The following is a 24,176-nucleotide window of genomic DNA, read 5'->3' on the forward strand; positions in this document are numbered from 1 at the left end:
AGTAAGTTGCAGACCCGGCGACAGTCGGTCCCGACGTTAGAGTGGCCGGATGGTGTTGCGGCTGGTGTTCGCGGATGACAACTTCTTGGTGCGGGAAGGGATATCGGCCCTTCTCGCCGAGGCCGCTGAGATCGATCTGGTCGAGACAGTTGGCGATCCCGCCGCTCTGATCAGGGCGGTTGCCGAGCACCGGCCCGATGCCGTCCTCACCGACATCCGGATGCCTCCGACGTTCACCACCGAAGGGATCGACGCGGCGAAACGGATCCGGGCCGAGCATCCGTCCACCGGAGTCGTCGTGCTGTCGCAGTACGTCGAGGAGGACTACGCCTTTGACCTGCTGTCGGACGGTGTCGCGGGGCTCGGATACCTGTTGAAGGAGCGAGTGTCCCAGCTCGACGACCTGGTCCGGGCCTTGTACGACGTGGCGCGGGGCGGCTCGGTGCTCGACCCCACGGTCGTCGAGGGACTGCTCGCGCGGAAGATCAAGGACGAGCAGTCGCCACTCCTCCGGCTCACCGGGCGAGAACGAGAGGTGCTCCAGGAGATGGCGGCCGGCCGCAGTAATGCGGCCACCTCGAAGGCCCTGTTCATGAGCGAGCGCGCCGTCGAGAAACATGTCAGCGCGGTCTTTCAGAAGCTCGGCCTGGCAGACGAGGCCGACGTGAACCGCCGGGTGATGGCCGTCCTGGCGTTCCTCGAAGCCACCAGATAGTACGGGCAACCGCACCACAGCCGAGCGGTCAGCCCCATGCCGCGTCGGCACCTCGATACCGCACCCTGACCACAAGGAGGCAGGTCTGTGGTCGCTGTACGTGTCCTGGTCGTCGACGACCAAGAGCCCTTTCGCCGGGCCATCGCAGCCGTCGTGTCGGAGACCGACGGCTTCGTCGTTGTCGCGGCGAGCGCATCGGGTGAGGAGTCGCTGCAAGCCATCGGCCGGCTCCGCCCGGACCTGGTGCTGATGGACGTACGCCTGCCGGGCATCGACGGGATCGAGGCCTGCCGGCGGATCACCGTCGACGCGGACGCGCCGGTCGTCGTACTGCTCTCGACCTCTCCCCCGGACGAGTTCGAGCTGTCCGGCTGCGGGGCAGCCACGTACCTCGCCAAGGCCGGCTTCGGCCCCGAGCAACTCGTCGCCACCTGGACCGCGGCTAGACCGGGATGCTGACCGACACCAGCAACGGATCATCCAGGTACGGCGTTCCGCCGACCGCCTCGATCCGATCGACGATGGCCTGTACGTCGATCTCCCCGCGGGCTACTCCATGCACTCGGACGACGAGCTCCTCCGCCACGACCGCCAGATCGATCCGGGCCCCGGTGGATGCCGACCGGAGTGCTTCAACACAACAGAAATAGGCCGCCGCTTCGACCCCGGCTGGGAACCGCCGATCCGCCGACGGCTCGACCCGCAGTACGGCGACAGCGCCGGTCCGGGCCAGGTGTGACCGCAGCGCGCGGGACAGACCGGACCGCGACAGCTGACCGGGAAAGACGCCATGGGTCAACTCACGCAAGGATTCGAGCGCGGTGTTCGTCGAGGTGACGAGCCGCTCGAGCTCGACCGACGCTGCGACGCTCGATCCGGCTACACGGAGGCTGCTGAGGCGCTCCGGCATCGGCGCGAGATGGGACAGTACGTCGCGAGCGATCGCGGACTCCAACCGCTGTCGGGTGGCATCGTCCGCGGCAACCAGTCGTCTCCGTGACTCGGCGAGCGCACCGGTGGTGACATCCAGAGCGGCCACGTGTGCAGCCAGCTCAGACTCCATCGCAGCATTGCGAAACGCCACCGCGGTTTGGTCCGCCAGATCGCGGAGCAGTTGTTCGTCCGTGGGTCGGAGCGGACGTCCCTTCGGCATGATGACGCCGATGCTGCCGAGAGTCTCGCCGCCGTACCGGACTGGCACCTCCCACTCCGGGGATTCGTCGGATTCAGCAGGCCAGGACTTGGAGATCCAGTCCGCTCCGGGCACCTGGAGGACGACGGTCGATGACCGCGCGGACACCGCACGCCCGGCTGCTTCCGCGACCGCGGGCAACAGCGAGGTCGGCGAAGGGGTCTCGGCCAGGCGACGACTGAAGTCGGACAGCGCTTCGTACGGCTGCGCCCGCACCCCATAGGCGAGCCGATTGGCCAACCGAACCACCCACCCACGGAGCGGCTGGAACGCGAGCGCGACCAGCGCGGTCGCCAGTAGGGACACCCAGAATCCGCTCGTCCGCAGGTTCACCAGGCCCGAGACGGCCAGCACCAGGCCGGCGTACCCGATCCCGGCGAAAATGGTGCCCAAGGCAAGGACTACGGCGCGGTTGATGATCAGGTCGAGGTCGAACAGGCGATACCGCAGTACGGCGACGGCGAGCAGCAGGGGCAGGCACGGATAGGAGATGTACAGCGGAAGCGTCGCGAGCCAGGTCTGGTGCCCGCCGTTGATCGTCTGCACGACGATCAGGTAGACGAAGCTCAAGGCGATGAGCGCTGCCGACACGGCGATCAACCGCACTTGCTGCCGTTGCTCCCCCTGGCTGCGGCGCAGGCGCAGGACCGTGGACACCATGGCGGCGATCAGGCCGCCGGAGATGAACGGCAGACCGACCACGGACAACAGACTGCCGACCGGACCGAGGTTGTGATCGTCGATGTCGTACTCCGTCGGCGACAGGGTGAGCAGCATCCCGGCGTACGCGCCGTATCCGACCAGGACGACGACCGCTGCCGCGCGCCAACGGCGGGACAGGAAATGGCCGTCCGGCGCAACGAGGAACACAACGCCCAACGCGGCCAGCGACAGCTGCCCGCCGAGCAGGGACGCAACCCAACCGGCAACCCCACCCAGGCTCCGCGACCCCGGCCCGTCCGCTGTGACCACCCAGACGCTGTAGGCCTCGGCCAGCAAGGAGATCGAGGACGAGAAGCCGATCAGGCACAGCAGCCAGCCGATCGGATGCCGGGCCCAACGAGCCACGATCAGGGCTCCCATCGTCGCGCAGCCGATGACCGCGATGCTGACGAACGGGACGCCGTGCACGGCTACCGCTTCCTCGGACAGCAACGGCCGGTAGCGGGAGGTCACCCAGATATCTGCCCCGGCCAACAGCGCGGTGATCGTCACCAGTACCCATGCCGCCCGCGCGTACATGTCAGTCCCCGGGCCGGAGCGGGCCTGGCAGGCTCGCGGCGACCAGCGTGCCGCGCGACGGTGTGGTCGCGATCGTCAGGGTTCCGCCGGCCGACTCGACCCGATCACGCATGTTGACCAGGCCCGCGCCCGCACCTGTTGCCTCGGGATCGAACCCGGAACCGTCGTCCTGGACGGTCACCTCGAGCAGGCGAGGGCCGCCGGTCAGGCAGAGCTGAATCGCCTTCGCTGCCGAGTGTTTCGCGGCGTTCTGCAAGGCCTCCAGCGCACAGAAGTACGCCGCCGCCTCGACGCCGGCCGGGTAGCGGCCGAGCTCGGCCACGACGAACTCCACCGGGAGTGGGCTGTCGGCGATCGCCGTACGGAGCGCTGCCTCCAAACCTTCGTCGACGAGCAGGTTCGGGTAGATGCCGCGGGACAGATTCGCGATCGTCTCGATCGTGACGGTCGCTGCTCGACATTGCGCCTGGACGAGCCGGTCCGCCCGTTCGGGGGCCCGGCCGGCCAGGGTACGCGCGAGGCTCAGGTTCACCGCGAGGGCGACCAGATGCTGTTGCGCGCCGTCGTGGATGTCCCGCTCCAGCCGGCGGCGTTCGGCGTCCTGTGCATCGACAACTCGTTGCCGGGACCTTCGCAGTTCGGCCGCCAAGGTGGACAACTCCGCGATCCGGTGCACGAGTTCGGCCCGCAGCCGAGTGCCTCGCAGCACCAGCCCGGCCTGGTTCGCGAGACCGGCGAACAGCCGCTCCTCGACCGGGGTGAGCGGCACGTTCTCGTGCTCCTGTACGGCGAGGACGCCGAGCAGCTCACCCGCCTGCCGTACCGCGAGCTCACGTCGGCCACCCACGCCGACCGAACTGTCAGGCGGCCACGTCGCAGCGAGCCTCAATGTCCCGTCGACCATCAGCCACACCTGCGCCGACTGCGCACCCGTGCCATCGGCGAGGATCTCGGCCATCCGCACCGGCAGGTCGTCCCGGCTACCGGTCACAGCCGGCGAGAACCGCTTCAGCACCTCGTACGGCGACTGCCGTCCCCCGTGCACCAGCCGCGACATCACGCTCTCGAGGCGTGACTGCACGCGCCCGAACGCCAGCGCCACCACGGCCGTGGCGAGCACCGAGAGCCCAATGTGGGGCGAGGACGTGCGGCCGATCAGAACTCCGCCGCCGAGCACGATGACGACGTACACCAGCACCACGAACACCACGAGCCCGCCGAGCACCAGCAGGCCGACGAAGCGTTCACGGCCCGTCAGCCATCGCCCCCTCACCCTCACCTCTGCAGTCTGCCCCTCCGGCTGCCGGGATGGGAGTACCCGAACCCTGCGGGGTGGGTTACCCGCACGATCGCCCGCTGCACCGCTGCGGTCAGCCCCCGGCCGACGTGCGCCCAGCGCGGTGGGAGCGAGCAGCTGAAACGCCTTTGCTGGTAGCACGGCCGCTCGTTCCGGGGAGGCCACTCCAGCACAGGGGGTCTCACCTATGTCTGCCACCACAATCGCTCCGACCACATCCGCCGCCCGCGCGGAAGGCGTCAGTAAGTTCTACGGATCCGGGGACGCGACCGTCACCGCGCTCAAAGACGTTCACGTTGCCCTGCAGGCCGGTCAGTTCACCGCGATCATGGGCCCGTCCGGGTCAGGCAAGTCGACGCTGCTGCACATGCTCGCGGGCCTCGACCGGCCGACGTCGGGTGAGGTGTTCCTCGGCGACACCCGGATCAGCTCGCTCAACGACAAGGCGCTCACGCTGCTGCGTCGCGATCAGATCGGGTTCATCTTCCAGTCGTTCAACCTGCTGCCGACGATGACCGCAGCGGAGAACATCGTGCTGCCGATCCGCATCGCCGGCCGCAAGCCCGACGACGCCTGGGTGCAGTCGATCGTCGACAAGCTCGGGCTGGCCGACCGGCTGTCGCATCGCCCGACCGAACTGTCCGGTGGACAACAGCAACGGGTGGCCGCGGCTCGCGCCCTGGCCTCGCGTCCGCAGATCGTCTTCGCCGACGAGCCCACCGGCGCCTTGGATTCAGCCGCCGGCACCGAGTTACTCACCTTCCTGCGCACAGCAGTCCAGGAACTCGGCCAGACGGTCGTCATGGTCACCCACGACCCGACCGCGGCCAGCTACGCCGACCGGGTGCTGTTCCTGGCCGACGGCCACGTCGTCGACGAGATGTTCGAGCCGACCGCTGACGCCGTACTGGACTTCATGAAGCACCTGGGAGCGTGACCATGTTCACCGCAACTCTGCGAGGGATGCTCGCACACAAGGTCCGGCTCGTCCTGACGATCGCGTCGATCGCGTTGGGCGTCGCGTTCCTGGCCGGCACGCTCGTGCTGACCGACACGATGCACGTGGCGTTCGACCAGCTCTTCGGCAAGGTCTCCGCCGGTACGTCGGCAGTCGTGCGGACCGAGGCCGCCTACAGCCAGTCGGAAGGCATCAGCACCAGCAGGGCCCCGATTCCGGCCGCCGTCGTCAACGGCGTACGCACGGTTGACGGCGTACGTGCCGCTGAAGGTGCCGTCAGCGGCTACGCGCTGCTGACCGACAACGCCGGCCGGGCCGTACTGACCAGCGGCGGTGCTCCGACGATGGGCTACAGCATGGCGGCCGACCCCGCGCTGCGCGGTGACGTCAAGCTCCTGAGCGGCAACGCGCCGACCGGACCACGTCAGGTCGCGATCGACGCCACCAGCGCCGAGGAGCACCACATCGCGGTCGGATCCACCATCAAGGTGCTGTTCCAGGGCCCGGCGCAGGACTTCACCGTGGTCGGGACCGTCGGTTTCGGCAAGGAGAAGAACCTCGGCGGGACCACCGGCGCGTACTTCGACTCCGCCACCGCGCAGCGGGTCCTCGGCGTACCCGGGTTCTTCGACGCGATCAACGTGAGCGCGGACAACGGCGTACAGCCCACCGAGCTCGTACAACGGATCAACGCCGTCCTGCCGAACGGCGCCGAAGCCGTCACCGGCGCGACCGTGGTGAAGGAGTCCGCGGATGCGGTGAACAAGGATCTCAGGTTCGTCGGAATCCTGTTCCTGGTCTTCGCCGGGATCGCGTTGTTCGTCGGCGCCTTCATCATCTGGAACACGTTCACGATGACGATCACCCAGCGGTCCCGCGAGATCGCATTGCTGCGGGCGATCGGCGCCACCCGGCGCCAGGTGAACCAGAGCCTGATCGTCGAGGCGTTCCTGCTGGGCCTGCTGGCCTCTGCGGTCGGAATCGCTCTCGGCCTGTTGGTTGCCAAGGGCCTCAATCTGCTCATGGACGCGGTCGGCTTCTCGCTGCCGAGTACGTCGATGCAGGTCCAGCCGCGCACCATCGTGGTCTCCCTGCTGGTGGGCACGCTGGTGACCGTCGTCGCCGCGCTCGTACCGGCGTACCGGGCCACGAAGGTCCTGCCGGTCGAGGCACTGCGCGAGGCCGTTCCGGGGTCCGGCAACCCGTCGGGCAAGCGTGTCATCGCCGGCATCGTCGTCACCGGACTCGGCCTGGCCGGTCTGTTCACGACCCTGTACGGCGATCTCAGCATGAAACTGTTCGGCCCCAGCCTGCTGGCCATCATCACCGGTGTCCTGATGCTGCTGCCGGCCGCGGCCCGCCCGCTCGCCTCGCTGATCGGCGTACCGCTGCGGCTGCGGGGCCTGCCGGGCGAGCTGGCCAGGCAGAACGCGATGCGCAACCCACGCCGTACGTCGTCGACCGCGGCCGCGCTGATGGTCGGCCTGACGCTGGTCGTCAGCATGGGCGTGTTCGCGTCGTCGCTGAAGGCCTCGTTCACCGACATCGTCGGAGACTCGACGAACGCCGAGCTGTTCGTGACGCCCTCGAGCAAGCAGGGCCCGGGCTTCAGCCCCGAGGTGATCAAGGTCGTCCAGGGCGTCTCCGGGGTCAACGCGGTCTCGGCCAGCGGCTTCGGCCAGGCCCGGTTCAACGGCACGGACTCCAGCTACTCGGCCATCGACCCGGCGACCGCGGCAGCAGGCCTGAACCTGCGGTTGTCGTCCGGATCGGTCTCCGCGCTCGGCACGGACGGCGTCGTGGTCGCCAAGACCGCCGCCACGACCCACGGATGGAAGCTCGGCAGCGTCATTCCCAGCGAGTTCGCGCAGACGGGCAAACGGAACTTCCACGTCGTCGGCATCTACGACAGCAAGGGCTGGATCAGCGACGACTACGTCATCAGCATCGCCGCACAGACCGCGGCGGCCGGCCGGCAACTGACCGCTTCCGGGCTGGTCACGCTCGCGGACGGAGCCGACAAGGGAACCGTGCAGCGTGCCATCACGGACGCGCTGGCCGGGCACCCCGACGCCAAGGTGCTGGACCGGAAGGGGTTCGAGAAGGAGGCGAGCGGGTTCATCGACCAACTGCTCACCTTCGTCACCGTGATGCTGTTGCTGGCGGTCGTCATCGCGCTGCTGGGCATCGTCAACACGCTGGTGCTGTCGGTGTACGAGCGCACCCGCGAGCTCGGCCTGCTCCGCGCCATCGGCATGACGCGGGCTCAGGTACGGGCGATGGTCCGCTGGGAGTCTGTGGTCATCTCGCTGATCGGCGCACTGGCCGGAGCCGCCCTCGGCATCGGCCTGGGCCTCGGGCTCTCGCAGGCGCTCGCGGACGAGGGCATCAAGTCGATCTCGGTGCCCGGCCTGCAGGTCACGTTGTACGTCGTCCTCGCTGCCGTCGCCGGCGTACTCGCCGCCATCGGCCCGGCCCGGTCCGCCGCGAAGGTCGACGTACTGAAGGCGGTGATCGCCGACTGACCAACCGCCCGTCCCACCGGTCCCCACTCGTTGAAAGGTTGCCCAGCATGACCGGATTGGCACGACCCACCACGACCACCGAACCGAACTACTCACACTCGGCCCTCGCCCGGCTGGCCGGCCCGCTCGCAGTGGCTGCCGGCCTCCTGATGATCGTCGTCGAACTGGCGATCCTGCCCATCGTCGATGTCGACGATCACGTCGGAACGTCGACCAACCTCGTCTACCGGATCAGCGGCGTCGTGTACTTCGTCGCTTTCTGCCTGCTCGTGCTCGTCGCGGTCGCGGCGTACGCACGGCAGGCGCACAAGGCCGGCCGCCTCGGCCTGATCGGCATGATCGCGGCCGTGGTCGGCACCATGTGGCTCGGCGGCGATCTGTGGTTCGAGTCGTTCTACGTCACCTACATCGTCGATCACGCCCCCCAGGTCCTCGAACTCGATCCAGGCGGCATGATCGTCATCGGCGCCATCTCCAGCTACCTGTTGTTCGCCATCGGCTGGGCCCTGTTCGGCATCGCGAGCCTCCGCGCCGGGGTCTTCCCCCGCATGATGAGCGCAGCCATCATCATCGGCGGCCTCCTCGGCTTCCAGGCCCTCCTACCGCCCTGGGGCATCGCCCTCGGCCTGGCCATGGTCTGGCTCGGCGTATGGCTGATCCGGACCCCCGCACAGGTCGAGGCGACCTGACGAACCCGTCCGGTCGTGTCGTTGCGCGGTCAGAGGGTTTCTGAGAGTGACGGCCGGTTGTTTACCTTGCGCACATGTGGGGTGCTCGCAGTGTTGGGGTCGGCGCGGTTGGCGGATCTCACGATTGGTCAGGCTCTGGCGGTGGCGTCAGGGTCGGCCAATCCTGTGAGGAGGAATCGTGATACGGAAACGCATCGCGGCTGCGGTTGTGGCGGCGGCGGCCGTCGTCGCCTCGGTGGTGGTCGTGAACGGCCACTCGTCGCCCGCGCAAGCGGCGGCGGGTGTGCCGGTGTTCGACCACATCGTGCTGGTGATGTTCGAGAACCACGCGTACTCGCAGATCAGCGGGAGCTCCAGCGCCCCGACGTTCAACAGCCTGGCGGGCCAGGGTGCGAAGTTCACCCAGGCGTACGGCGTCACCCACCCCAGCCAACCCAACTACGCGGCGATCTTCTCCGGGTCGACGCAAGGCCTGACCAGCGACAGCTGCCCGCACACGTACAGCGGCAGCAACCTGGGCAAGCAGCTGATCGACGCCGGCAAGACCTTCAAGGGCTACTCCGAGAGCATGCCGTCGGTCGGCTACACCGGCTGCTCGAGCGGCCAGTACCAGCGCAAGCACAACAGCTGGGTCAACTTCAGCAACGTGCCGTCGGCGAACAACCTGCGGTACGCCGACTTCCCGAGCTCGGCCAACTACGCGAGCCTGCCGACCGTCTCGTTCGTGACGCCGAACATGTGCAGCGACATGCACGACTGCTCGGTCGGCACGGGTGACACCTGGCTGAAGAACAACCTGACGGCGTACGCGACGTGGGCGAAGACCCACAACAGCCTGCTCGTCATCACCTTCGACGAGGACAACGGCGGCTCGTCGAACCACATCTTCACCGCGTTCGTCGGCGCACACACGCAGGTCGGCACCTTCTCCAACCAGATCAACCACTACAACGTCCTGAGCACCATCGAGAGTGCCTACGGGCTGACGCACCTGAACTCGGCCGCAGCGATCACCAACGTGTGGAACTAAGTCGTCCCTGCTCGCGGCCACGCTTCGGTGTGGCCGCGAGTCCGCGCCCGGAGGTGACTCTCGTGTACCTGTCCTCGATCGACCGTCCGCACGCCGCGACGACCTCGCGCCGTCGCGCCCTCTTCCTCGTCAGCGGCAACGTCTTCGCGCTCGGCGCCGTCAGCCTGATCACGGACATCTCCTCGGAGATGGTGACCGCGGTGCTGCCGGTGTACCTGATGATCGGCCTCCACCTCAGCCCCACCGTGTACGGCGTGGTCGACGGCACTTACACCGGCGCGACCGCGCTGTTGCGGCTCGTCGGCGGGTACGTCGCCGACCGGGCCAGCCGGCGCAAGTTCATCGCCGGCCTCGGCTACGGGCTGTCGGCCGTGGCCAAGCTCGGACTGCTTGCCGCGGGCAACGCCGTCGGTGCGATCGGAGCGGTGATCGCCATCGACCGAACCGGCAAGGGCCTGCGGACGGCGCCGCGCGACGCACTGATCACGCTGTCCACACCACCGCGGTTGTACGGCCGCGCCTTCGGCGTACACCGGATGATGGACACGATCGGAGCATTCGCGGGGCCGCTCGTCGCGCTCGCCATCCTGGCCGGCACCGCGCAGGCGTACGACGCGGTGTTCGTCGCCAGCTTCTGTATCGCCGCGTTCGGCGTACTCGTGCTCGTTCTGTTCGTGCGGGACCACCGCGACGAACAGCCGCCCAAAGCCACGGTCACACCCTCGGCGTTGCGCGGCCTGCTGCGGATCGCGCCGGTACGTCGGCTGGTGCTGGCCGCATGCCTCGCCGGGATGGTGACCATCGGCGACGGCTTCGTCTATCTGCTGCTGCAACGGCGCGAGGAGCTGAGCATCGGCTGGTTCCCGTTGCTTGCCGTGGGCACCAACCTGTCCTATCTGGTGCTGGCCACGCCGCTGGGCGTGCTCGCCGACAAGATCGGCCGGCAGAAGGTGGTGATCGGCGGCTACCTCGCGCTGATGCTGGTGTATGTGCTGCTGTTCGGACCGCTCGGCGGCTGGCCGCTGCTGATCGTCGTACTGGGCCTGTACGGCCTGTTCTATGCATCGACGGACGGGGTGCTGATCGCGCTGGCTGGGCCGGTGCTGCCGAGCGGCGTCCGTACGACTGGGATCGCGCTGATCCAGACGGGACAGGCCTTGTCCTACCTCGTCTCTTCGGTGCTCTTCGGGCTCGCCTGGACGACCTGGGGTCCAACCGGCGCGATCCGGATCGCGGCTGCGATCGCCGCGGTCGCCGTCATCGTGGTTGCCTTACTCCTGCGCAGGATCGCGGCCGACGCGGAGCAGCCGGCATGAGGCGGCAGATCGTCCTCGCGCTGGTCGGGGCGCTCGTGCTGGCGACCCTGGCGATCGGGTACGGCGTGTACGCCGTCGCGCGCCAGCCGACGCCCGTCGCAGCTGCCGACGCGCTGAGCCTTGCCGGCCCGCGGATCATGTTCCGCAGTACCGCACCGGACAGCAAGGGTCATCTGGCGTTTGTTGCCAAGGACAACCCGGGCGGGCCGCGCTCGGTGTCCGCGCTGAACTGCCTGCGGGTCTATGCAGCGGGCGGCACCGGCACGTGCCTGCGGCAGGACGGCGCGCTGGCCACTTTCCAGATCGCGATCCTCGACGAGAACCTCAACGTGCAGAAGGCGATTCCGCTGGTCGGCGTACCGAACCGGACCCGGGTCTCCGGCGACGGTCGCCTGGTGGCGTGGACGGTGTTCGTTGCGGGCGATTCGTACAACCACGGGCGATTCTCGACCCGCTCCGGGCTGATCGACCTCAGCACCGAGGACATGATCGACTCGCTGGAGTTCCTGTCGGTCACCGTCGACGGACACCCCTACACCGCGCCCGACCTCAACTTCTGGGGAATCACGTTCGCCGCCGACGACAACCACTTCTACGCCACGATGTCCACCGCCGGCCGCCGCTATCTGGTCGAAGGCGACATCGCGGCCAAGTCGGTGCGCACCATCGCCCGCAACGTGGAATGCCCGTCCCTGTCCCCCGACGGCAAGCGCATCGCCTTCAAATCCGCGATCGACGACAACCCGGCAAAGGGCTGGCGACTGACCGTCCTCGACCTCGCCTCAGGCACCAGAACCCCACTGGCCGAAACCCGCAGCATCGACGATCAAGCAGCCTGGCTGGACCCCAACACCATCGGGTACGCCGTCCCACACGGACCCGCCGACTCCGACATCTGGTCCGTCCCCGCGGACGGCTCGGGCACGCCCCATCTCCTCATCCCCCAGGCCGAATCCCCGGCCGCGCTCAGCTGAGCTGGTCGTGGAGAAAGGTTGTTACGAGGTCCATCAGTTGGGTGGTTGTCCAGGGGGCGGGGTCGTCGGACAGGTCGCCGTGGCCGGCGCCGGTGATGACGTAGCGGGTGGTGGGGACTCCGGCTTGGCGTAGGGCCTGGTGCAGGTGGGCGGTCTGCGCGGGCGGGATGATGCGGTCGTCGTCGCCGTGGAAGATGAGGAAAGGTGGCGTGGTCGGGGTCACCCGGGATGTCGGGTCGGCCTCGTGCATCTCGCCGACGGCGAGTCCGCCGGGGCCCACGACGTACGCCGTGATCGGGGAATCGGGTCCGGTTGTCGCCGCGACGATGTCGCCCTCGAAGCCGTCGGCGATCGCGGCCAGGTTCGAGGCGCCGAAGAAGTCGACGACGGCGTCGATCCGGTTGTCCGGGGCGGTGCCGGCCATCGACGCCAGGTAGCCGCCGGCCGACTCGCCCCAGACCGCGACATGGTCCGGGTCGATCGCGTACTGCGAGGCGTGATCACGCAGGAAAGCCAACGCGGCAGCGACATCGGCCAAGCCGTCGCGGTAGGTCGCGCCGACGGTCGTCGTACGGTAGTCGATACTCGCCACCACGAAGCCGGCCCCGGCGACGTACCGGCGCTGCTTGCCGGCCATCATCCGGCGGGCCGACACGAACCCGCCGCCGGGCAGGTACAGCACCAGCGGGAACGGACCGCTCCCCTGCGGTACCAGGACGTCCATCCGGAGATCCCCGGAGTACGCGATGCCCTTGTCCGACCGGAGACCCCGCACCCGGCCGATCTGCGGACCCGGTCCGATGTCGAGCGCGACGCTGTCGGGGTCCTTGTCCGGAGCCGCGACCGTCGAGAATCGAATCGGGTGCCCTTGCAGCGCGGCCAGCGCCATGATGATCCGCATCGAAAGCTTCACGCAGACATCCTGCCACGGCACCAAGCACGCCGACCTCTGACGTCAAACTCGCTCAGCGGGTTCTCAGCGGGCGACCTCGACACTGGATCACATGCGGGACGAACACGGGCAGGTACTGACCACGCGGGCTGTGGTCGGGCTGCTCCTCGTGGTGCTCGGGGTAAGCGGGTTCGCGTGGCTCGCCGACGCGGCTGCGGAGGGCGACCACCTCGCGGCGTTCGATCCTCGGCTGACGACGGATTTCGTTGCCCACCGCACCGCCGACCTGACCCGTGTTGCCCAGGGCATCTCCTTCGTCGGCAATGTGCCGGTCTTGTTGTTGCTGACAGCAATAGCCGCCGGCATCCTATGGCTCCGCACGAGACGATGGCAGCCGGTGCTCCTGCTCGTTGTCGGTATGGGCGGTGCCGGAGCGCTCACCTACGGACTCAAACTGCTCATCGGACGGCACCGGCCGGGCGCTGCGTTCGTGCTGGGGCCGATCGACACCGGGTTCTCGTTTCCCTCCGGTCACACGTTGAGCTCGACCGTGTTCTTCTTCCTGCTCGCAGGACTTGTCTGGTGCACGGAGGTACGTCGGGCAACCAAGCTCGTCGCCGTTGCCGTGGCGACCGTGATGAGCCTGGCGATGGGACTGAGTCGTGTCTACCTCGGATATCACTGGGCAACCGACGTCCTCGCCGGATGGTTGATCGCGCTCACCTGGCTCTGTCTCATCGCGACCGCACTGAATTATGGCCAGGGTCGCCGTCTGTGAGGACGACCGCGCGTTGCGCGGCGTCCTGAGGCGAGCCCTGGAAGGCGACGGTCACTCGATAGTTGCCGCCGCCAACGGTTCCGATCTCCTGGCAAGACTCGAGCCGCCACCCCAGCTCGTCATCCTCGACCTCGCCCTCCCGGACGCCGACGGCCGCGACGTCTGCCTGGCATTACGTGCGCACGGCCTCGATGCCCCGGTCCTCATGCTCACCGCGCTGGGTGGGATGCACCACAAGGTCAGCGGCTTCGAGGCGGGCGCCGACGACTATCTCACCAAGCCGTTCGACATCCCCGAACTCCTGGTCCGGGTCCGCGCGCTCCTCCGCCGTACGACGGTCGCCGTCACCGTGGACGAGGTCGTACTCGACCCCACCAGCCATCAGGTACGCCGGGGCGCGGCCGGCGAGGCACTCACGCCGACCGAGTTTCGTCTGCTCGGCCGACTCATCTCGGTCCCCGGCGAGGTGGTACGCCGCCATGCCCTCGTCGCCGCCGGCTGGCCGCACGGGGCGTACGTCAGCGAGAACACACTGGACTCCTACCTGCGACGACTCCGCGTGAAACTCGATCGGCTCGGCATCGCCGGCCGGGTCGCGACCGTCCGCGGCGTCGGGTACCGATGGGACTGACCGGCTTCCGCGCCCGGATCGTCTCGCTCGCGGTGCTGACCGCGACGCTGGTGGTCGCCGTACTCGTCATCCTCAACCACGTCCTGGCGACCCGCGCGTCCGAAGCGGACACCCGCATGCTGGCCCGAACCCGGGCCGAGGCCGTCGCCGGCACCGTCGAGGTCGTGGCCGGGAAGGTCCGCCTGGTCGAGGGCACCGGCGATGCCTTCGACACCCTCGCCTGGGTGTACGCCGACGGGCGCCTCGTCGACGGCGTACTCCACCCTGCGATCGCCGACGAGGTCGAGCAGCTCAGCAAGCCCGATCGAAGCCGATTCCTGACGACCGGCCACTACCTCCTGTACGCCGAGCCGCTGCCGGTGCAGGCGCATCAGGTCACCGTCGTCGTGATGGTGGACCTCGCGCCGTACGAGAGGTCCGAACAGCGCAGCCTGACGATGTCGCTGATCCTCGGCGCGCTCGTCGTCGCGCTCGCCGGCATCATCGCGTACGTCGGCGTCAGCCGTGCCCTGCGTGTCGTCCAGCAGATGTCGGCGCTGGCCGACGAATGGGGCGACCACGACCCGGACCGCCGGTTCGGGCTCGGGCACGGCCGCGACGAGTTCGGCAAGCTGGCGCACACGTTCGACCGGCTCCTCGATCGCGTCGCAGACAGCATCGCCGACGAACGACGCCTCACCGACGAGATCGCCCACGAACTCCGTACGCCGATGTCCGTACTCCGCGGCGAGGCACAGCTCGCGGAGCTCGCCGGAACCGACGTCGACCCGCAGCTCGTGCTCACCGAAACGGATCGGCTCAGCACGGCCGTCACCGCGATCCTGGACGCCGCACGCTTACGGCCCCACCGCGAGGCGAGCTGCCGGCTGACGACAGCTCTGCGCAAGGTCTCCGAGGGCCGCGACGTCCAGATCCACGCTCCGACCTTTGTCGACCTGGCCGTCCCCGCCGACGTGGTGACGTCCGTCCTCGCGCCGCTGCTGGACAACGCCGCCCGCCACGCGCGAACCAGCGTCTGGCTGGTGGCCGAGACCGCCGGTGACAACGTCTTCGTTCACGTCCTCGACGACGGACCCGGTTTCCAGCCCGACGAGCTCGACAGCATCTTCGCCCCCGGTCGAAGCACTGCGGGCGGCCACGGGCTCGGACTGGCCGTCGTACGCCGGATCGCCGCCGCAACCGGTCTCGGCGTACGGGCGATCGCGGACGGCCGTGGACACGTCGAGGTCCGCTTCCCGCGGGCCTGATCGCAGCAGTCAGGTTGCGTGCAGGTCCCGCGCGCAAGGGTGGCCGGCATGACAACCACTACCGCGTCCCGTCCAGCTGCAGCTCGGGTGCTGCTGAACAAGGTGCCCGAGGTCACCATCTGGTTCTGGCTGATCAAAATCCTCTGCACCACCGTCGGCGAGAGTTTCGCCGACTGGATCAACATGCAACTCGGTGTCGGACTCGTCGCCACCGCGATCATCTTCACCGTCGTCTTCGCAGCAGTCCTGATCTGGCAGATCAGCACCTCCAGGTATCGGCCGGCGGCGTACTGGCTCACCGTCGTCGTGGTGAGCGTCACCGGCACCCTCTACACCGACATCCTGACCGACCAACTCGGCGTACCGCTGTGGATCAGCACTTCGGTCTTCACCGTGGCGCTCGCCGTCGTGTTCGGCATCTGGTGGACCCGCGAGCGCACGCTCTCGATCCACAGCATCGTCACTCGCCCACGCGAGGGCTTCTACTGGCTCGCCGTCCTCGTCACCTTCGCACTCGGTACGGCGGCCGGCGACTGGACGCTCGAGCTGACCGGTTGGAGCCCGGGCGTGTCCGTCCTGCTCCCGCTGGCCCTGATCGCGATCATCGTCGCCTGCTGGCGGATCGGCGCGAACCCGGTCCTGGCGTTCTGGCTGGCCTACATCCTGACCCGGCCGCTCGGCGCGAACCTGGGCGACTGGCTCGCCTCCCCCAAGACGCCTGATCAGGGTCTCGGCCTCGGCACCCTCGTCACCAGCCTGATCTTCCTGGCCGCGATCCTCGCGACCGTCGTCTACCTCACGATCACGCGGGCCGACGTCATCGAAGGCCACCGGGACCGCACCCCGAAGTACCACCGGCCCCGCCGCGAATGGCCGCTCCTCGGCGTCATGGTCGCTGCGACCGTCGCCGCCGGCATCCTGCTGAACTGGGCATCCGCCCAACCGCACGCGAACGCGGCCGCTGAGGGTGAAGGTCCGAACCCGGCCGAGAAGAACGTCCACCTGACCGCCGCGGAGGCAACTGCACACTTCCCCAAGACCGATGTCGCACAGTTCCGCACCCTGATCACCAGCATGAATACGGACCTCACCAAGGGTGACCAGGCCGGCCTGAACACCGCCGTCGACGCCTACGAGAAGGCCTGGGACGACGACGAGAGCAAGCTCAAACCCCTCGACGGCAAGGCCTGGGACTACATCGACAGCCAGAACGACGCGCTGTTCACCTCGGTCCGCGAAACCAAGAATCCGGCCGCCGAGAAGCAGGCAGTCCAGGCCCTGCTGACGACCCTGGGCTGAGCCGCCTCACCACCCCACCGATTGACACCCACGGTGCTGCGTAACTATCGTTACGTGCAGCATATGTTTCATCTGCCTGAGGGAAGTGAGAGATGGACGCGGCAACGTGGGGTCTGATCATCGCGACGTTCGTCGCGTGTTTCGTGGAGATGGTGGAAGCCACCACGATCGTGATGGCGATGGGCTACACCCGGAGCTGGCGCTCGGCGCTGGTCGGCACCTTCGCAGCGCTCGGTGCGCTCGCGGTGGTCACGCTGGCCGCCGGCTACGCGCTGGCGAACTGGCTGCCGGAGTCGGCACTGCAACTCGCCATCGGCGGGCTGTTGCTGATCTTCGGTCTGCAATGGCTGCGCAAGGCGATCCTGCGATCGTCCGGGCGCAAAGCGGTGCACGACGAGGACGCGATCTACCGCGAGGAGGTGGAGGCGGCCAAGGCGGCCGGTGAGGCGAAGCAGGGTCTGGATCTGTTCGCGTTCATGGTCTCGTTCAAGGGCGTGTTCCTGGAGGGGATGGAGGTCGTGTTCATCGTGCTGACCTTCGGCCTGAACGCGAACAACATCCCGGCGGCCAGCATCGGCGCGGCTGCCGCGGTGGTCATCGTGCTCGGTATCGCCGTCGCGCTGCGCCGGCCGCTGTCGATGATCAACGAGAACCTGCTCAAGTACGGCGTCGGCCTGCTGCTCGCGTCCTTCGGGACGTACTGGGCGATCGAAGGGATCGGCATCTTCCGCGACGGCCGCGAGAGCCTGAACTGGCCGGGTCACGACCTGATGATCCTGGTCCTGCTGGCTGCCTGGCTGCTGCTCAGCCGGATCTTCGTGACCGCGCTGCGCAAGCCGGCCGCACCAACCCCGGCCGTGGCCGGCGACATCGCCGTGGAGGTGAAGAAGTGAAGTTCCTCAAGTCTTTCGGCCAGTTCTGGTACGACTTCATCATCGGTGACGACTGGAAGATCGCGGTCGCGGTCGTCATCACCCTGGCCGTGATGGTGGCCGCCATGCTGAGCGGCGCCCTGAGCGACACCGCACTGACGCTGATCGGCGGAGCGCTGGTCCTGGTGGCATTCAGCATCAGCCTCGCGATCGACGTCCGGCAGAAGAGCCGGTAACCCCTCCCCGGCACGATGGCCCCGCACTCCGGTGCGGGGCCATCGTGCGTGCTAGGCGAAGTACAGGCCGATGCCGACCATCGAGGCCCAGGTGAGACCGGCGACCAGGAGGACCGGGTCGCGGAAGAGTTCGTGCTCGGGCTGCTCGCCGCGGCCGGTGGAGACGAGCAGGGCGTAGCGGAGCAGGCCGGTGAAGAACGGGAGGAACGAGACGGCGAGGAGTTCGCGGTAGACGTCGTGGCCGAGGTACTGGAAGGCCCACATGCCGTACGACAGCGCCGTACCGAGCAGAGCCACCGTCATGACCTGGTCCAGCCACGAGGTGGGGTACGCCGCCAGCACCGGCCGACTGACCGCGTTGCCGGCCGACGCGTGCTCGGCCTTGCGTTTGCCGGTGACCAGGAACATCGCGCCGAAGAGTGAGACCAGCAAGAACCAGTGCGACACCGGCAGCCCGGTCGCCGTCCCGCCGGCTGCGGCGCGCAGTACGAAGCCGAGGGCGACGATGACGAGGTCGATCACGGCGACGTGTTTGAGGCCGAGGACGTACATGACCTGGGCGATGAGGTAGGCCATGGCGAGAGCGAAGGTCGCGATGCCGAGGCTGCTGGCGATCGCCAGACCGGACAGCGCAGCGACCACGCCGAACGCTGCGGCGAGCCTGGGGCTGAGGGTGCCGGATGCGACCGGGCGGAGTTGCTTGCGCGGATGGCGGCGGTCGTCCGGTGCATCGCGGATGTCGTTGAAGGCATAGATCGCGACCGCTAGGAGGATGAATCCGATGGCCGCGACAGCGGCTCGGAGTACGACGAGGGGCGATTCGAGCGCTCCTGCCGCCGCCGGGGCCGCGAAGAGCATCGCCGCCTTGTGCCATTGCTGCGGCCGGCTCAACCGCAGCAGCGCCCGCGCCGGCGCCTCCCGGGCGGTGACTGTCGTCAGGCCGGTCATTTCGCGGTCACGTAGAAGAAGTCGCGCTGGTCGTCGACCAGGTAGCGGTTCGTCGGCGAGTTCATCGAGTTGAGCAGCCGTTCGCCGCTGACAGTGCCGTTCGGGCCGGGCCGCTCGATGTCGAAGCTCACCATCGCGGAGTGGATGTCGAGCTCCATTCCCTGCACGATGCCGGCCTGATGCATCGCGTCGGCCAGGGTCGCCAGCGTCAGCTTGTTGCCTGCGACATAGATCAAGTTGCCGTGGGCATCCGTTCCGAGGCCGGACCGCCAGGTGTACTGGAACTGGCTGCGGACGGTCCCCCAGCGGCCGTTCGCGTTGGTGGTCAGCCCGTTGACGATCCGGTCGTCGACGATGACCTGGTCGAGGTTCTGCCGGACCGCGACGACGTCGTGCGACATCCGCACTGTGCGGTTCCAGGTGCCGATCAGCGCGGATCCATCGCGGAGGATGACGACCGATGCGCGGCCGTCGACCAGTGGCACCGCTGCCGATGCTGTGGTCCACCAGCCGCCATGCGAGTCGTTCATCTTGAAGCCGGCGTTGAAGGTCGCGACCAGCGCCGAGCGGTTCGCAGCGGGGACGGAGTACCCGTCGTGGGATGCCATGCCGACCACCGGCTCACGGGTTCCCGGCATCAGGTTGAGGTGGTAGGAGCCCCGTGGCAGCAACGCGGCGGCGGCCGATACCGGTAGATGACTGGGATCGGCTCGGAACCAGGTTGTCCATAGCAACGGTTTACCGGTGCTCGACTGGCGTGCGACGGCCCACGTTCCTTCCAGCGGCAGCCGCTTCGTACGAGGCAGCAACTGAACGGTCGGCAACCCGGTGGCTGTCGGTCGTCCGATGGTCGGCCTGGGTGCAACACCACGTGGCGTGGTGTCGGCCGGTGCTCCGGTCGCGGGTGGTTGCTGACGCGAGTATCTCCACGTCTCGACGGCGTCGATCAGCTTTCCGCCGCCGTGGTCGCGGAACCACTCGACTGTTCGGACCGCGAAGGTCGCGTTGCCCGGGTACAGCAAGGCCCGGACGTACGACACCGCCGGCACGACCAGCACCAGGCAGCAGGCCAACGCGATCCACCGCTTACGTATCCGGCGCCGGCGCCTCATCGCCAAGCCTCCGGGAGAAGCCTGCGCGGGACCAGGTTGAGCACGCGCACCACCAGACCCATCACGCCCGGCACCCACACAATCGACTTCCGCGCCTCCACCGCAGCGGCCACGCGCCGGCCGACCCGGTCCGGGCTCGTCGCGAACGGAGGCTTCTTCAGGTCCGCGGTCATCCTCGTCTGCACGAATCCCGGACGTACGACGAGCACCCGTACGCCTGTGTCCGCCGCCTGCCGCGAAAGCAGAACCGCCGTCGAGTCGGCCAACTGCTTCCCCAGCGAGTACGCCGCGATCGACTGGCGCGGACGGACCGCGGCCGCCGATGACAACAGCACGATCTGTTCAGGCTTGCGGTGAACCAAGGCACGCAACAGCAGCGAGACTCCGAACCCGTTGACCACAACCCCGTCGGCGAACGACGTCGACGACATCGATCCCACCGCCACGATCGCAAGCTCCAGCGGATGCTCGGCGCAGGCGTGCTCGAGCATCCCGTCGATCTCCTCGACGTTCAGCCCCGCGTCGTACTGCGTGGTTGACACGGAGTACCCGGCATCGCGGAGCCGCTCGGCGTTCCACCACAGCTCACCACTCGGCCGGCCGGCGAGGATCACCTGCCGGGGCGCCGGTCCGAGCAGCGGGAGCAGCACCGCCATACCGATCTCGGACGATCCGCCGACGAGCAGCGCAGTACCGGGACTCATGACAGCAGGTCCAATCGTTCGGCGAGTCCGGACGTCCAGCGTCTGGCTGGATCCAGCCGGCGCTGCGTGAGCCGCCACGTCGGCAGCCGCGGATACATCACCGGGATCAGCTCCGGATCGGTGACGGCGTCCTTCGCGAGATAGATCCGGCCGCCGGCACCGGCGACCATCTTGTCGACCGGCCGCAAGGTGTCCGGACGATGCAGCCACCGTCCGGGGAGGTCGACCGCGAGCGTCCATCCCGGGATCGGGAACGACAGCGGCCCGGCAGTCCCGAACCCGAAGTTCTTCAACGTGGTAAGGGCAGGCGTCATACCGCGGGTCCCCAGGAACGCAAGCACTCCTCGCACTGCGCCGAGCTCCTCAAGTGGTACGGCGAACTGGTACTGAACCAGTCCCCCGCGCCCGAACGCGGCCGGCCACGCGTCCGCCCGGTCCAGCGGGCAGAGCGCCGTACGCAACGGCACCAGATGTGAGTTGCTGGATCGGCTCAGATGCCAGCGAGCGGCCGACGCAGCGGCGATCGTTGCCCTCGACATCAGACCTGGCCCCGGCAAGGACTGCCTCGTACGCGTTGCTACCACGCGTGCCTCAGGGAACGGAGCAACCGAGCCTGGGAGATCAAGAGTCGAGGCGGTGTAGAACTCGTCGACGATTCCGCGCCCGAGCCCGCCGCCCTGCGCATGCACGTCCAGCCAGGCGATCGCGTGCCGATCCGGATCCAGCTCCTGGCGTGCCGCCAACGCCTGCATCGCTTCCAGGGTCTCGTCGAGCGAGTTGGTCCGCAGCCGGTTCCGGATCACCCAACCGGTGTCGACGCGCTGCAGCTGGATCGCCGCTCTCAGGACGACCCCGGTCAGCCCCATCCCACCGATCGTCGCCCAGAACCCGTCCGGATCCTGCCCGGCCGACAGCTGGACGATCGTGCCGTCCGACCGCAGCAACGCCAGCCACAGCACATGCTGGCCGAAGGATCCGGCGCCCGGATGGTTCTTCCCGTGTACGTCGCTCGCGATCGCACCGCCGACCGTGATGCGTTCCGTGCCGGGCACCACCGGGAGTTTCCAGCCCAACGGGAGGGTCTGGTCGATCAGGTCCTTCAGTACCGCACCGGCCTCGACCACGATGACGCCGTTGCCTTGGTCGAAGGAGATGATCCGATCGAGCGAGGTCGTGTCGAGGACGATCCCGTCGCCCGGCAGCGCCGCGTCACCGTAGCTCTTGCCGGCTCCGCGCACCGTGATCCTCGGCTCCGCCAGGACCGCGTCGACCAGACCGCCATCGAGGGTCGGTCGCCGTACCCGCGAGGCGCGGTGAACCGTCCGGCCCCATCCGGACAACGAATGAGTGCTGGGTTCGTCAAGGGTCATGATGTCGACGCTAGGTACTGCGCACTGAGAGCGTGCTGAGCTCGGTACGCGGCAAGATGCTGTGCGAGGACGTGCTCCCAGGTCATTGCCGGCTCGGTGCCCCGGTTGAAGTCCTGGATCCGGGACCTCAGCGCATCGTCGGTCAGCAGATCCGCGACGGTCGTCACCATTTCGGCGTCGCTGTTCACCAGGAATCCCTCGATACCCGGTCGGATGAACTCTCCGACACCACCGGAGGCCATCGCGACGACGGGCAGCCCGGCGCAGCGTGCCTCGAGGGCTGCGACGCCGAACGACTCCAGCTCCGCGGGCGCGAGATAGACGTCCGCAGACGCGTACAGCTGCTGAATCTCGAACCGGGTAAGGCGTCCCGCCAGGTCGACCCAAGGGCCGACGCGGCGCGCCGCAGCAGCCACTGCACCTCCTTGGGGTCCGTCTCCGACAATGACCGCGCGCAGCCGGATAGCGGACGGCACCGCCGCGCGGATCTCCTCGAGAATGCTGAGAAACGCCATCGGGCGCTTGCGACGTGTGAGCCGCATCGTGCTCACGATCGTCAGCGGATGGTCCTCGCGAGTCCCCGGACGCCACAACCCCGGATCGATCCCGTTGTGCAGTACGCCGATGTGCCGGGCGGGCAGGAGCTTCCGGAGTACGGCCGCAACCGCCTCGCTCACGGCGGTCCATTGCGCGTCGCCGACGTACCGGGCTATGCGTTCGACCGGCCAGGGCGTCGACGGGCTCGGCAACGAATGCAGTGTGACGAGTGCGTTGTCGACGAGTCGTGCGGCTCGCCAGGCCAGTGGTGACACCAACGATGAGTGGCAGTGGACGACATCGAAGGTCGCCAGCGCGGACCGCAGCCGGTCGATCGCCGACGGGAACGGTACGCCGGCCATCGCAGGCAGGCGCACGACCGGGACGTCCCCGGCGGACGACGGACCGTCGGTGATCGTGAAGACCGTGACGTCGTGTCCGGCCCGCATCAGCTGTACGGCGAGATCGTGGACCTGGAGCTCGATACCGCCGAGTCGTGGCAGGTAGCAATCACTGACGAGCGCGATCCTCACCCGGCCACCGCTTCCAGCCGCGGATCCGATGAGGTCCGGCGATGCAACCAGGACCAGACGGCAAGTAGTACGCCGCCGACCGGGATCTCCATCAGATAGGTGAATCCGCGGAACAGCAGCAGACCGGCCGCGGCGCCGGCCGGGTCGGTGCCGAGCGCGACCAGGGCCGCCGTCGTACCGACCTCGACGACACCCGCGCTGCCGGGCGTGATCGGCACCATTGTCAGCAGGCGCTCCACCGCCAGAACGGTGAACAGCACCGGCAGGCCGACCTGGACCTGCAGGACCTGGAAGCACAGCCAGAGCAGCGCCAGTTGAAGGGCAAGGTAGGCGATCATCCCGGCTGTCATCGGCCGCCATCCGGTCCGCATCACATTCAGGACCAGGCGCCTCAGCCCGGGGAGCTGCTCCCGCAGTCGCGTCGGCCGGAGCTTGCCGATGACCTTGTCGAGTGCGTTGCCGACGGCAACAGCCACCCGCTCGTCGGCGAGGATGCCGATACCTGCGGCCACAGCGACCGGAACGGGCAAGAGGAACAGACTCGCCGAGCCGAATGCGGAGGCACTGTGCAGGATCGGCACCAGTCCGAGCGCGAGCGCGATCACGCCGAGCTTGGACACGACATTGAGGAGGGTGGTGACCGCGAGGAAACTGCCGAAGCGGCCCGAGCTGAACCCCCAGCGGCGAACCATAGCGAAGTTCAGCGCGGTGCCGGCCGCGCCACCCAGTGGGAGAACGTTCGCCACCGCGCTGCCGGTAAGACTGAGTGTGAGGCCGCGGCGTTTCGTCAGGCCGGGCAGCGATGCCGCCAGGACGAAGGAATGCGCCCACAGGCCCGCGATCCACACGACCGTCAGCAGCACCAAGGATGCGGGCGAGACCTGGACGAGGAGTGCTCCGACCTCGCTCCAGGTCGCACCGACTGCGCGTGGCAGGAACACCACGAGCGCTGCCGTCAACGAAACGCTCAGGATGGAGGTCACCAGCCTGGATCTACTCGTTCTCACCAGAGCAAGCCTGGATTCCCGGCACTGAGAGGGTGCTGAGAGCAATTAGCCCGCAAGCGATCCGCATGCGAT

23 protein-coding genes are annotated in these 24,176 nt (G+C 68.1%); 14 read left to right on the forward strand and 9 right to left on the reverse strand.

Annotated elements, in window-relative coordinates; translation table 11 throughout:
• Nucleotides 1-49 precede the first annotated feature (49 nt).
• Together FDA38_RS27805 and FDA38_RS27810 are read left to right on the forward strand one after the other, a co-directional pair.
• Nucleotides 50-715: a response regulator transcription factor gene (locus FDA38_RS27805; RefSeq protein WP_137257087.1), complete on the forward strand. Its 666-nt coding sequence runs from the start codon at nucleotides 50-52 to the stop codon at nucleotides 713-715.
• A gap of 87 nt (nucleotides 716-802) precedes the next feature.
• Nucleotides 803-1,174: a response regulator gene (locus FDA38_RS27810; RefSeq protein WP_137257088.1), complete on the forward strand. Its 372-nt coding sequence runs from the start codon at nucleotides 803-805 to the stop codon at nucleotides 1,172-1,174.
• Here FDA38_RS27810 and FDA38_RS27815 read toward each other — a convergent pair.
• On the reverse strand, nucleotides 1,158-3,149 hold the full coding sequence (locus FDA38_RS27815) for a sensor histidine kinase (RefSeq protein WP_137257089.1): 1,992 nt from the start codon (nucleotides 3,147-3,149) through the stop codon (nucleotides 1,158-1,160). The genes FDA38_RS27810 and FDA38_RS27815 overlap by 17 nt on opposite strands.
• A 1-nt stretch (nucleotide 3,150) precedes the next feature.
• Nucleotides 3,151-4,428: a sensor histidine kinase gene (locus FDA38_RS27820; RefSeq protein ID WP_137257090.1), complete on the reverse strand. Its 1,278-nt coding sequence runs from the start codon at nucleotides 4,426-4,428 to the stop codon at nucleotides 3,151-3,153.
• A gap of 205 nt (nucleotides 4,429-4,633) precedes the next feature.
• Here FDA38_RS27820 and FDA38_RS27825 point away from each other — a divergent pair, with 205 nt between their 5' ends.
• From FDA38_RS27825 to FDA38_RS27850, 6 genes are all read left to right on the forward strand, one after another.
• The gene (locus FDA38_RS27825) at nucleotides 4,634-5,383 is read left to right on the forward strand and encodes an ABC transporter ATP-binding protein (protein ID WP_137257091.1); all 750 of its coding nucleotides are present in this window, start codon (nucleotides 4,634-4,636) and stop codon (nucleotides 5,381-5,383) included.
• Between the two features lie 2 nt (nucleotides 5,384-5,385).
• Nucleotides 5,386-7,929 carry an ABC transporter permease gene (locus FDA38_RS27830; protein ID WP_137257092.1) on the forward strand — a complete coding sequence of 848 codons (2,544 nt, stop codon included), beginning with the start codon at nucleotides 5,386-5,388 and terminating at the stop codon, nucleotides 7,927-7,929.
• A gap of 47 nt (nucleotides 7,930-7,976) precedes the next feature.
• The gene (locus FDA38_RS27835; RefSeq protein WP_137257093.1) at nucleotides 7,977-8,618 is read left to right on the forward strand and encodes a hypothetical protein; all 642 of its coding nucleotides are present in this window, start codon (nucleotides 7,977-7,979) and stop codon (nucleotides 8,616-8,618) included.
• A 178-nt stretch (nucleotides 8,619-8,796) separates the two neighbouring features.
• Complete coding sequence (locus FDA38_RS27840) at nucleotides 8,797-9,648, forward strand: alkaline phosphatase family protein (RefSeq protein WP_137257094.1); 852 nt, start codon at nucleotides 8,797-8,799, stop codon at nucleotides 9,646-9,648.
• Nucleotides 9,649-9,710: 62 nt separating this feature from the next.
• On the forward strand, nucleotides 9,711-10,964 hold the full coding sequence (locus tag FDA38_RS27845; RefSeq protein ID WP_137257095.1) for an MFS transporter: 1,254 nt from the start codon (nucleotides 9,711-9,713) through the stop codon (nucleotides 10,962-10,964).
• Nucleotides 10,961-11,938 carry a TolB family protein gene (locus FDA38_RS27850; RefSeq protein WP_137257096.1) on the forward strand — a complete coding sequence of 326 codons (978 nt, stop codon included), beginning with the start codon at nucleotides 10,961-10,963 and terminating at the stop codon, nucleotides 11,936-11,938. Before FDA38_RS27845 ends, FDA38_RS27850 begins: the two co-directional genes overlap by 4 nt.
• Here FDA38_RS27850 and FDA38_RS27855 read toward each other — a convergent pair.
• Nucleotides 11,931-12,851, reverse strand: coding sequence for an alpha/beta hydrolase (locus tag FDA38_RS27855; protein ID WP_137257097.1), 921 nt, complete (start codon nucleotides 12,849-12,851; stop codon nucleotides 11,931-11,933). The genes FDA38_RS27850 and FDA38_RS27855 overlap by 8 nt on opposite strands.
• Before the next feature lie 91 nt (nucleotides 12,852-12,942).
• Between FDA38_RS27855 and FDA38_RS27860 the strand changes: the two genes are divergently transcribed.
• The 6 genes from FDA38_RS27860 to FDA38_RS27885 all read left to right on the forward strand — a co-directional run bounded on the left by FDA38_RS27860 (nucleotide 12,943) and on the right by FDA38_RS27885 (nucleotide 17,893).
• Entirely contained in the window at nucleotides 12,943-13,608 is a 666-nt protein-coding gene (locus FDA38_RS27860) for a phosphatase PAP2 family protein (protein WP_137257098.1), read from the forward strand.
• Nucleotides 13,586-14,239: a response regulator transcription factor gene (locus tag FDA38_RS27865; protein WP_137257099.1), complete on the forward strand. Its 654-nt coding sequence runs from the start codon at nucleotides 13,586-13,588 to the stop codon at nucleotides 14,237-14,239. Before FDA38_RS27860 ends, FDA38_RS27865 begins: the two co-directional genes overlap by 23 nt.
• Nucleotides 14,230-15,486 (forward strand): sensor histidine kinase, encoded by a 1,257-nt coding sequence (locus tag FDA38_RS27870; protein ID WP_137257100.1) that lies wholly within the window; start codon nucleotides 14,230-14,232, stop codon nucleotides 15,484-15,486. The genes FDA38_RS27865 and FDA38_RS27870 overlap by 10 nt, the downstream gene beginning before the upstream one ends.
• Before the next feature lie 48 nt (nucleotides 15,487-15,534).
• The gene (locus FDA38_RS27875) at nucleotides 15,535-16,785 is read left to right on the forward strand and encodes a COG4705 family protein (RefSeq protein WP_137257101.1); all 1,251 of its coding nucleotides are present in this window, start codon (nucleotides 15,535-15,537) and stop codon (nucleotides 16,783-16,785) included.
• A gap of 92 nt (nucleotides 16,786-16,877) precedes the next feature.
• Entirely contained in the window at nucleotides 16,878-17,678 is an 801-nt protein-coding gene (locus FDA38_RS27880) for a COG4280 domain-containing protein (RefSeq protein WP_137257102.1), read from the forward strand.
• Entirely contained in the window at nucleotides 17,675-17,893 is a 219-nt protein-coding gene (locus FDA38_RS27885; RefSeq protein ID WP_137257103.1) for a hypothetical protein, read from the forward strand. The genes FDA38_RS27880 and FDA38_RS27885 overlap by 4 nt, the downstream gene beginning before the upstream one ends.
• A gap of 51 nt (nucleotides 17,894-17,944) precedes the next feature.
• On the opposite strand, the gene FDA38_RS27890 is transcribed toward FDA38_RS27885, so the two are convergent.
• Genes FDA38_RS27890 through FDA38_RS27915 form a run of 6 tightly spaced genes read right to left on the reverse strand, consistent with a single transcriptional unit; the run spans nucleotide 17,945 to nucleotide 24,104 of the window.
• The gene (locus FDA38_RS27890; protein WP_137257104.1) at nucleotides 17,945-18,841 is read right to left on the reverse strand and encodes a decaprenyl-phosphate phosphoribosyltransferase; all 897 of its coding nucleotides are present in this window, start codon (nucleotides 18,839-18,841) and stop codon (nucleotides 17,945-17,947) included.
• Complete coding sequence (locus FDA38_RS27895; RefSeq protein WP_137257105.1) at nucleotides 18,838-19,953, reverse strand: hypothetical protein; 1,116 nt, start codon at nucleotides 19,951-19,953, stop codon at nucleotides 18,838-18,840. Before FDA38_RS27895 ends, FDA38_RS27890 begins: the two co-directional genes overlap by 4 nt.
• Nucleotides 19,950-20,657, reverse strand: a complete 708-nt coding sequence (locus tag FDA38_RS27900; protein ID WP_170989896.1) for an SDR family NAD(P)-dependent oxidoreductase — start codon at nucleotides 20,655-20,657, stop codon at nucleotides 19,950-19,952. Before FDA38_RS27900 ends, FDA38_RS27895 begins: the two co-directional genes overlap by 4 nt.
• Nucleotides 20,654-22,027 carry an FAD-binding oxidoreductase gene (locus FDA38_RS27905; protein WP_137257107.1) on the reverse strand — a complete coding sequence of 458 codons (1,374 nt, stop codon included), beginning with the start codon at nucleotides 22,025-22,027 and terminating at the stop codon, nucleotides 20,654-20,656. The genes FDA38_RS27900 and FDA38_RS27905 overlap by 4 nt, the downstream gene beginning before the upstream one ends.
• The gene (locus tag FDA38_RS27910; protein ID WP_137257108.1) at nucleotides 22,024-23,097 is read right to left on the reverse strand and encodes a glycosyltransferase family 4 protein; all 1,074 of its coding nucleotides are present in this window, start codon (nucleotides 23,095-23,097) and stop codon (nucleotides 22,024-22,026) included. Before FDA38_RS27910 ends, FDA38_RS27905 begins: the two co-directional genes overlap by 4 nt.
• A complete protein-coding gene (locus FDA38_RS27915) occupies nucleotides 23,094-24,104 on the reverse strand; it encodes a lysylphosphatidylglycerol synthase transmembrane domain-containing protein (RefSeq protein WP_170989897.1) in 1,011 nt (336 codons plus the stop codon). Before FDA38_RS27915 ends, FDA38_RS27910 begins: the two co-directional genes overlap by 4 nt.
• Nucleotides 24,105-24,176: the final 72 nt, after the last annotated feature.

It is taken from the genome of Kribbella jiaozuonensis, assembly GCF_005233875.1.
GTDB classification, from domain to species: Bacteria; Actinomycetota; Actinomycetes; order Propionibacteriales; family Kribbellaceae; genus Kribbella; species Kribbella jiaozuonensis.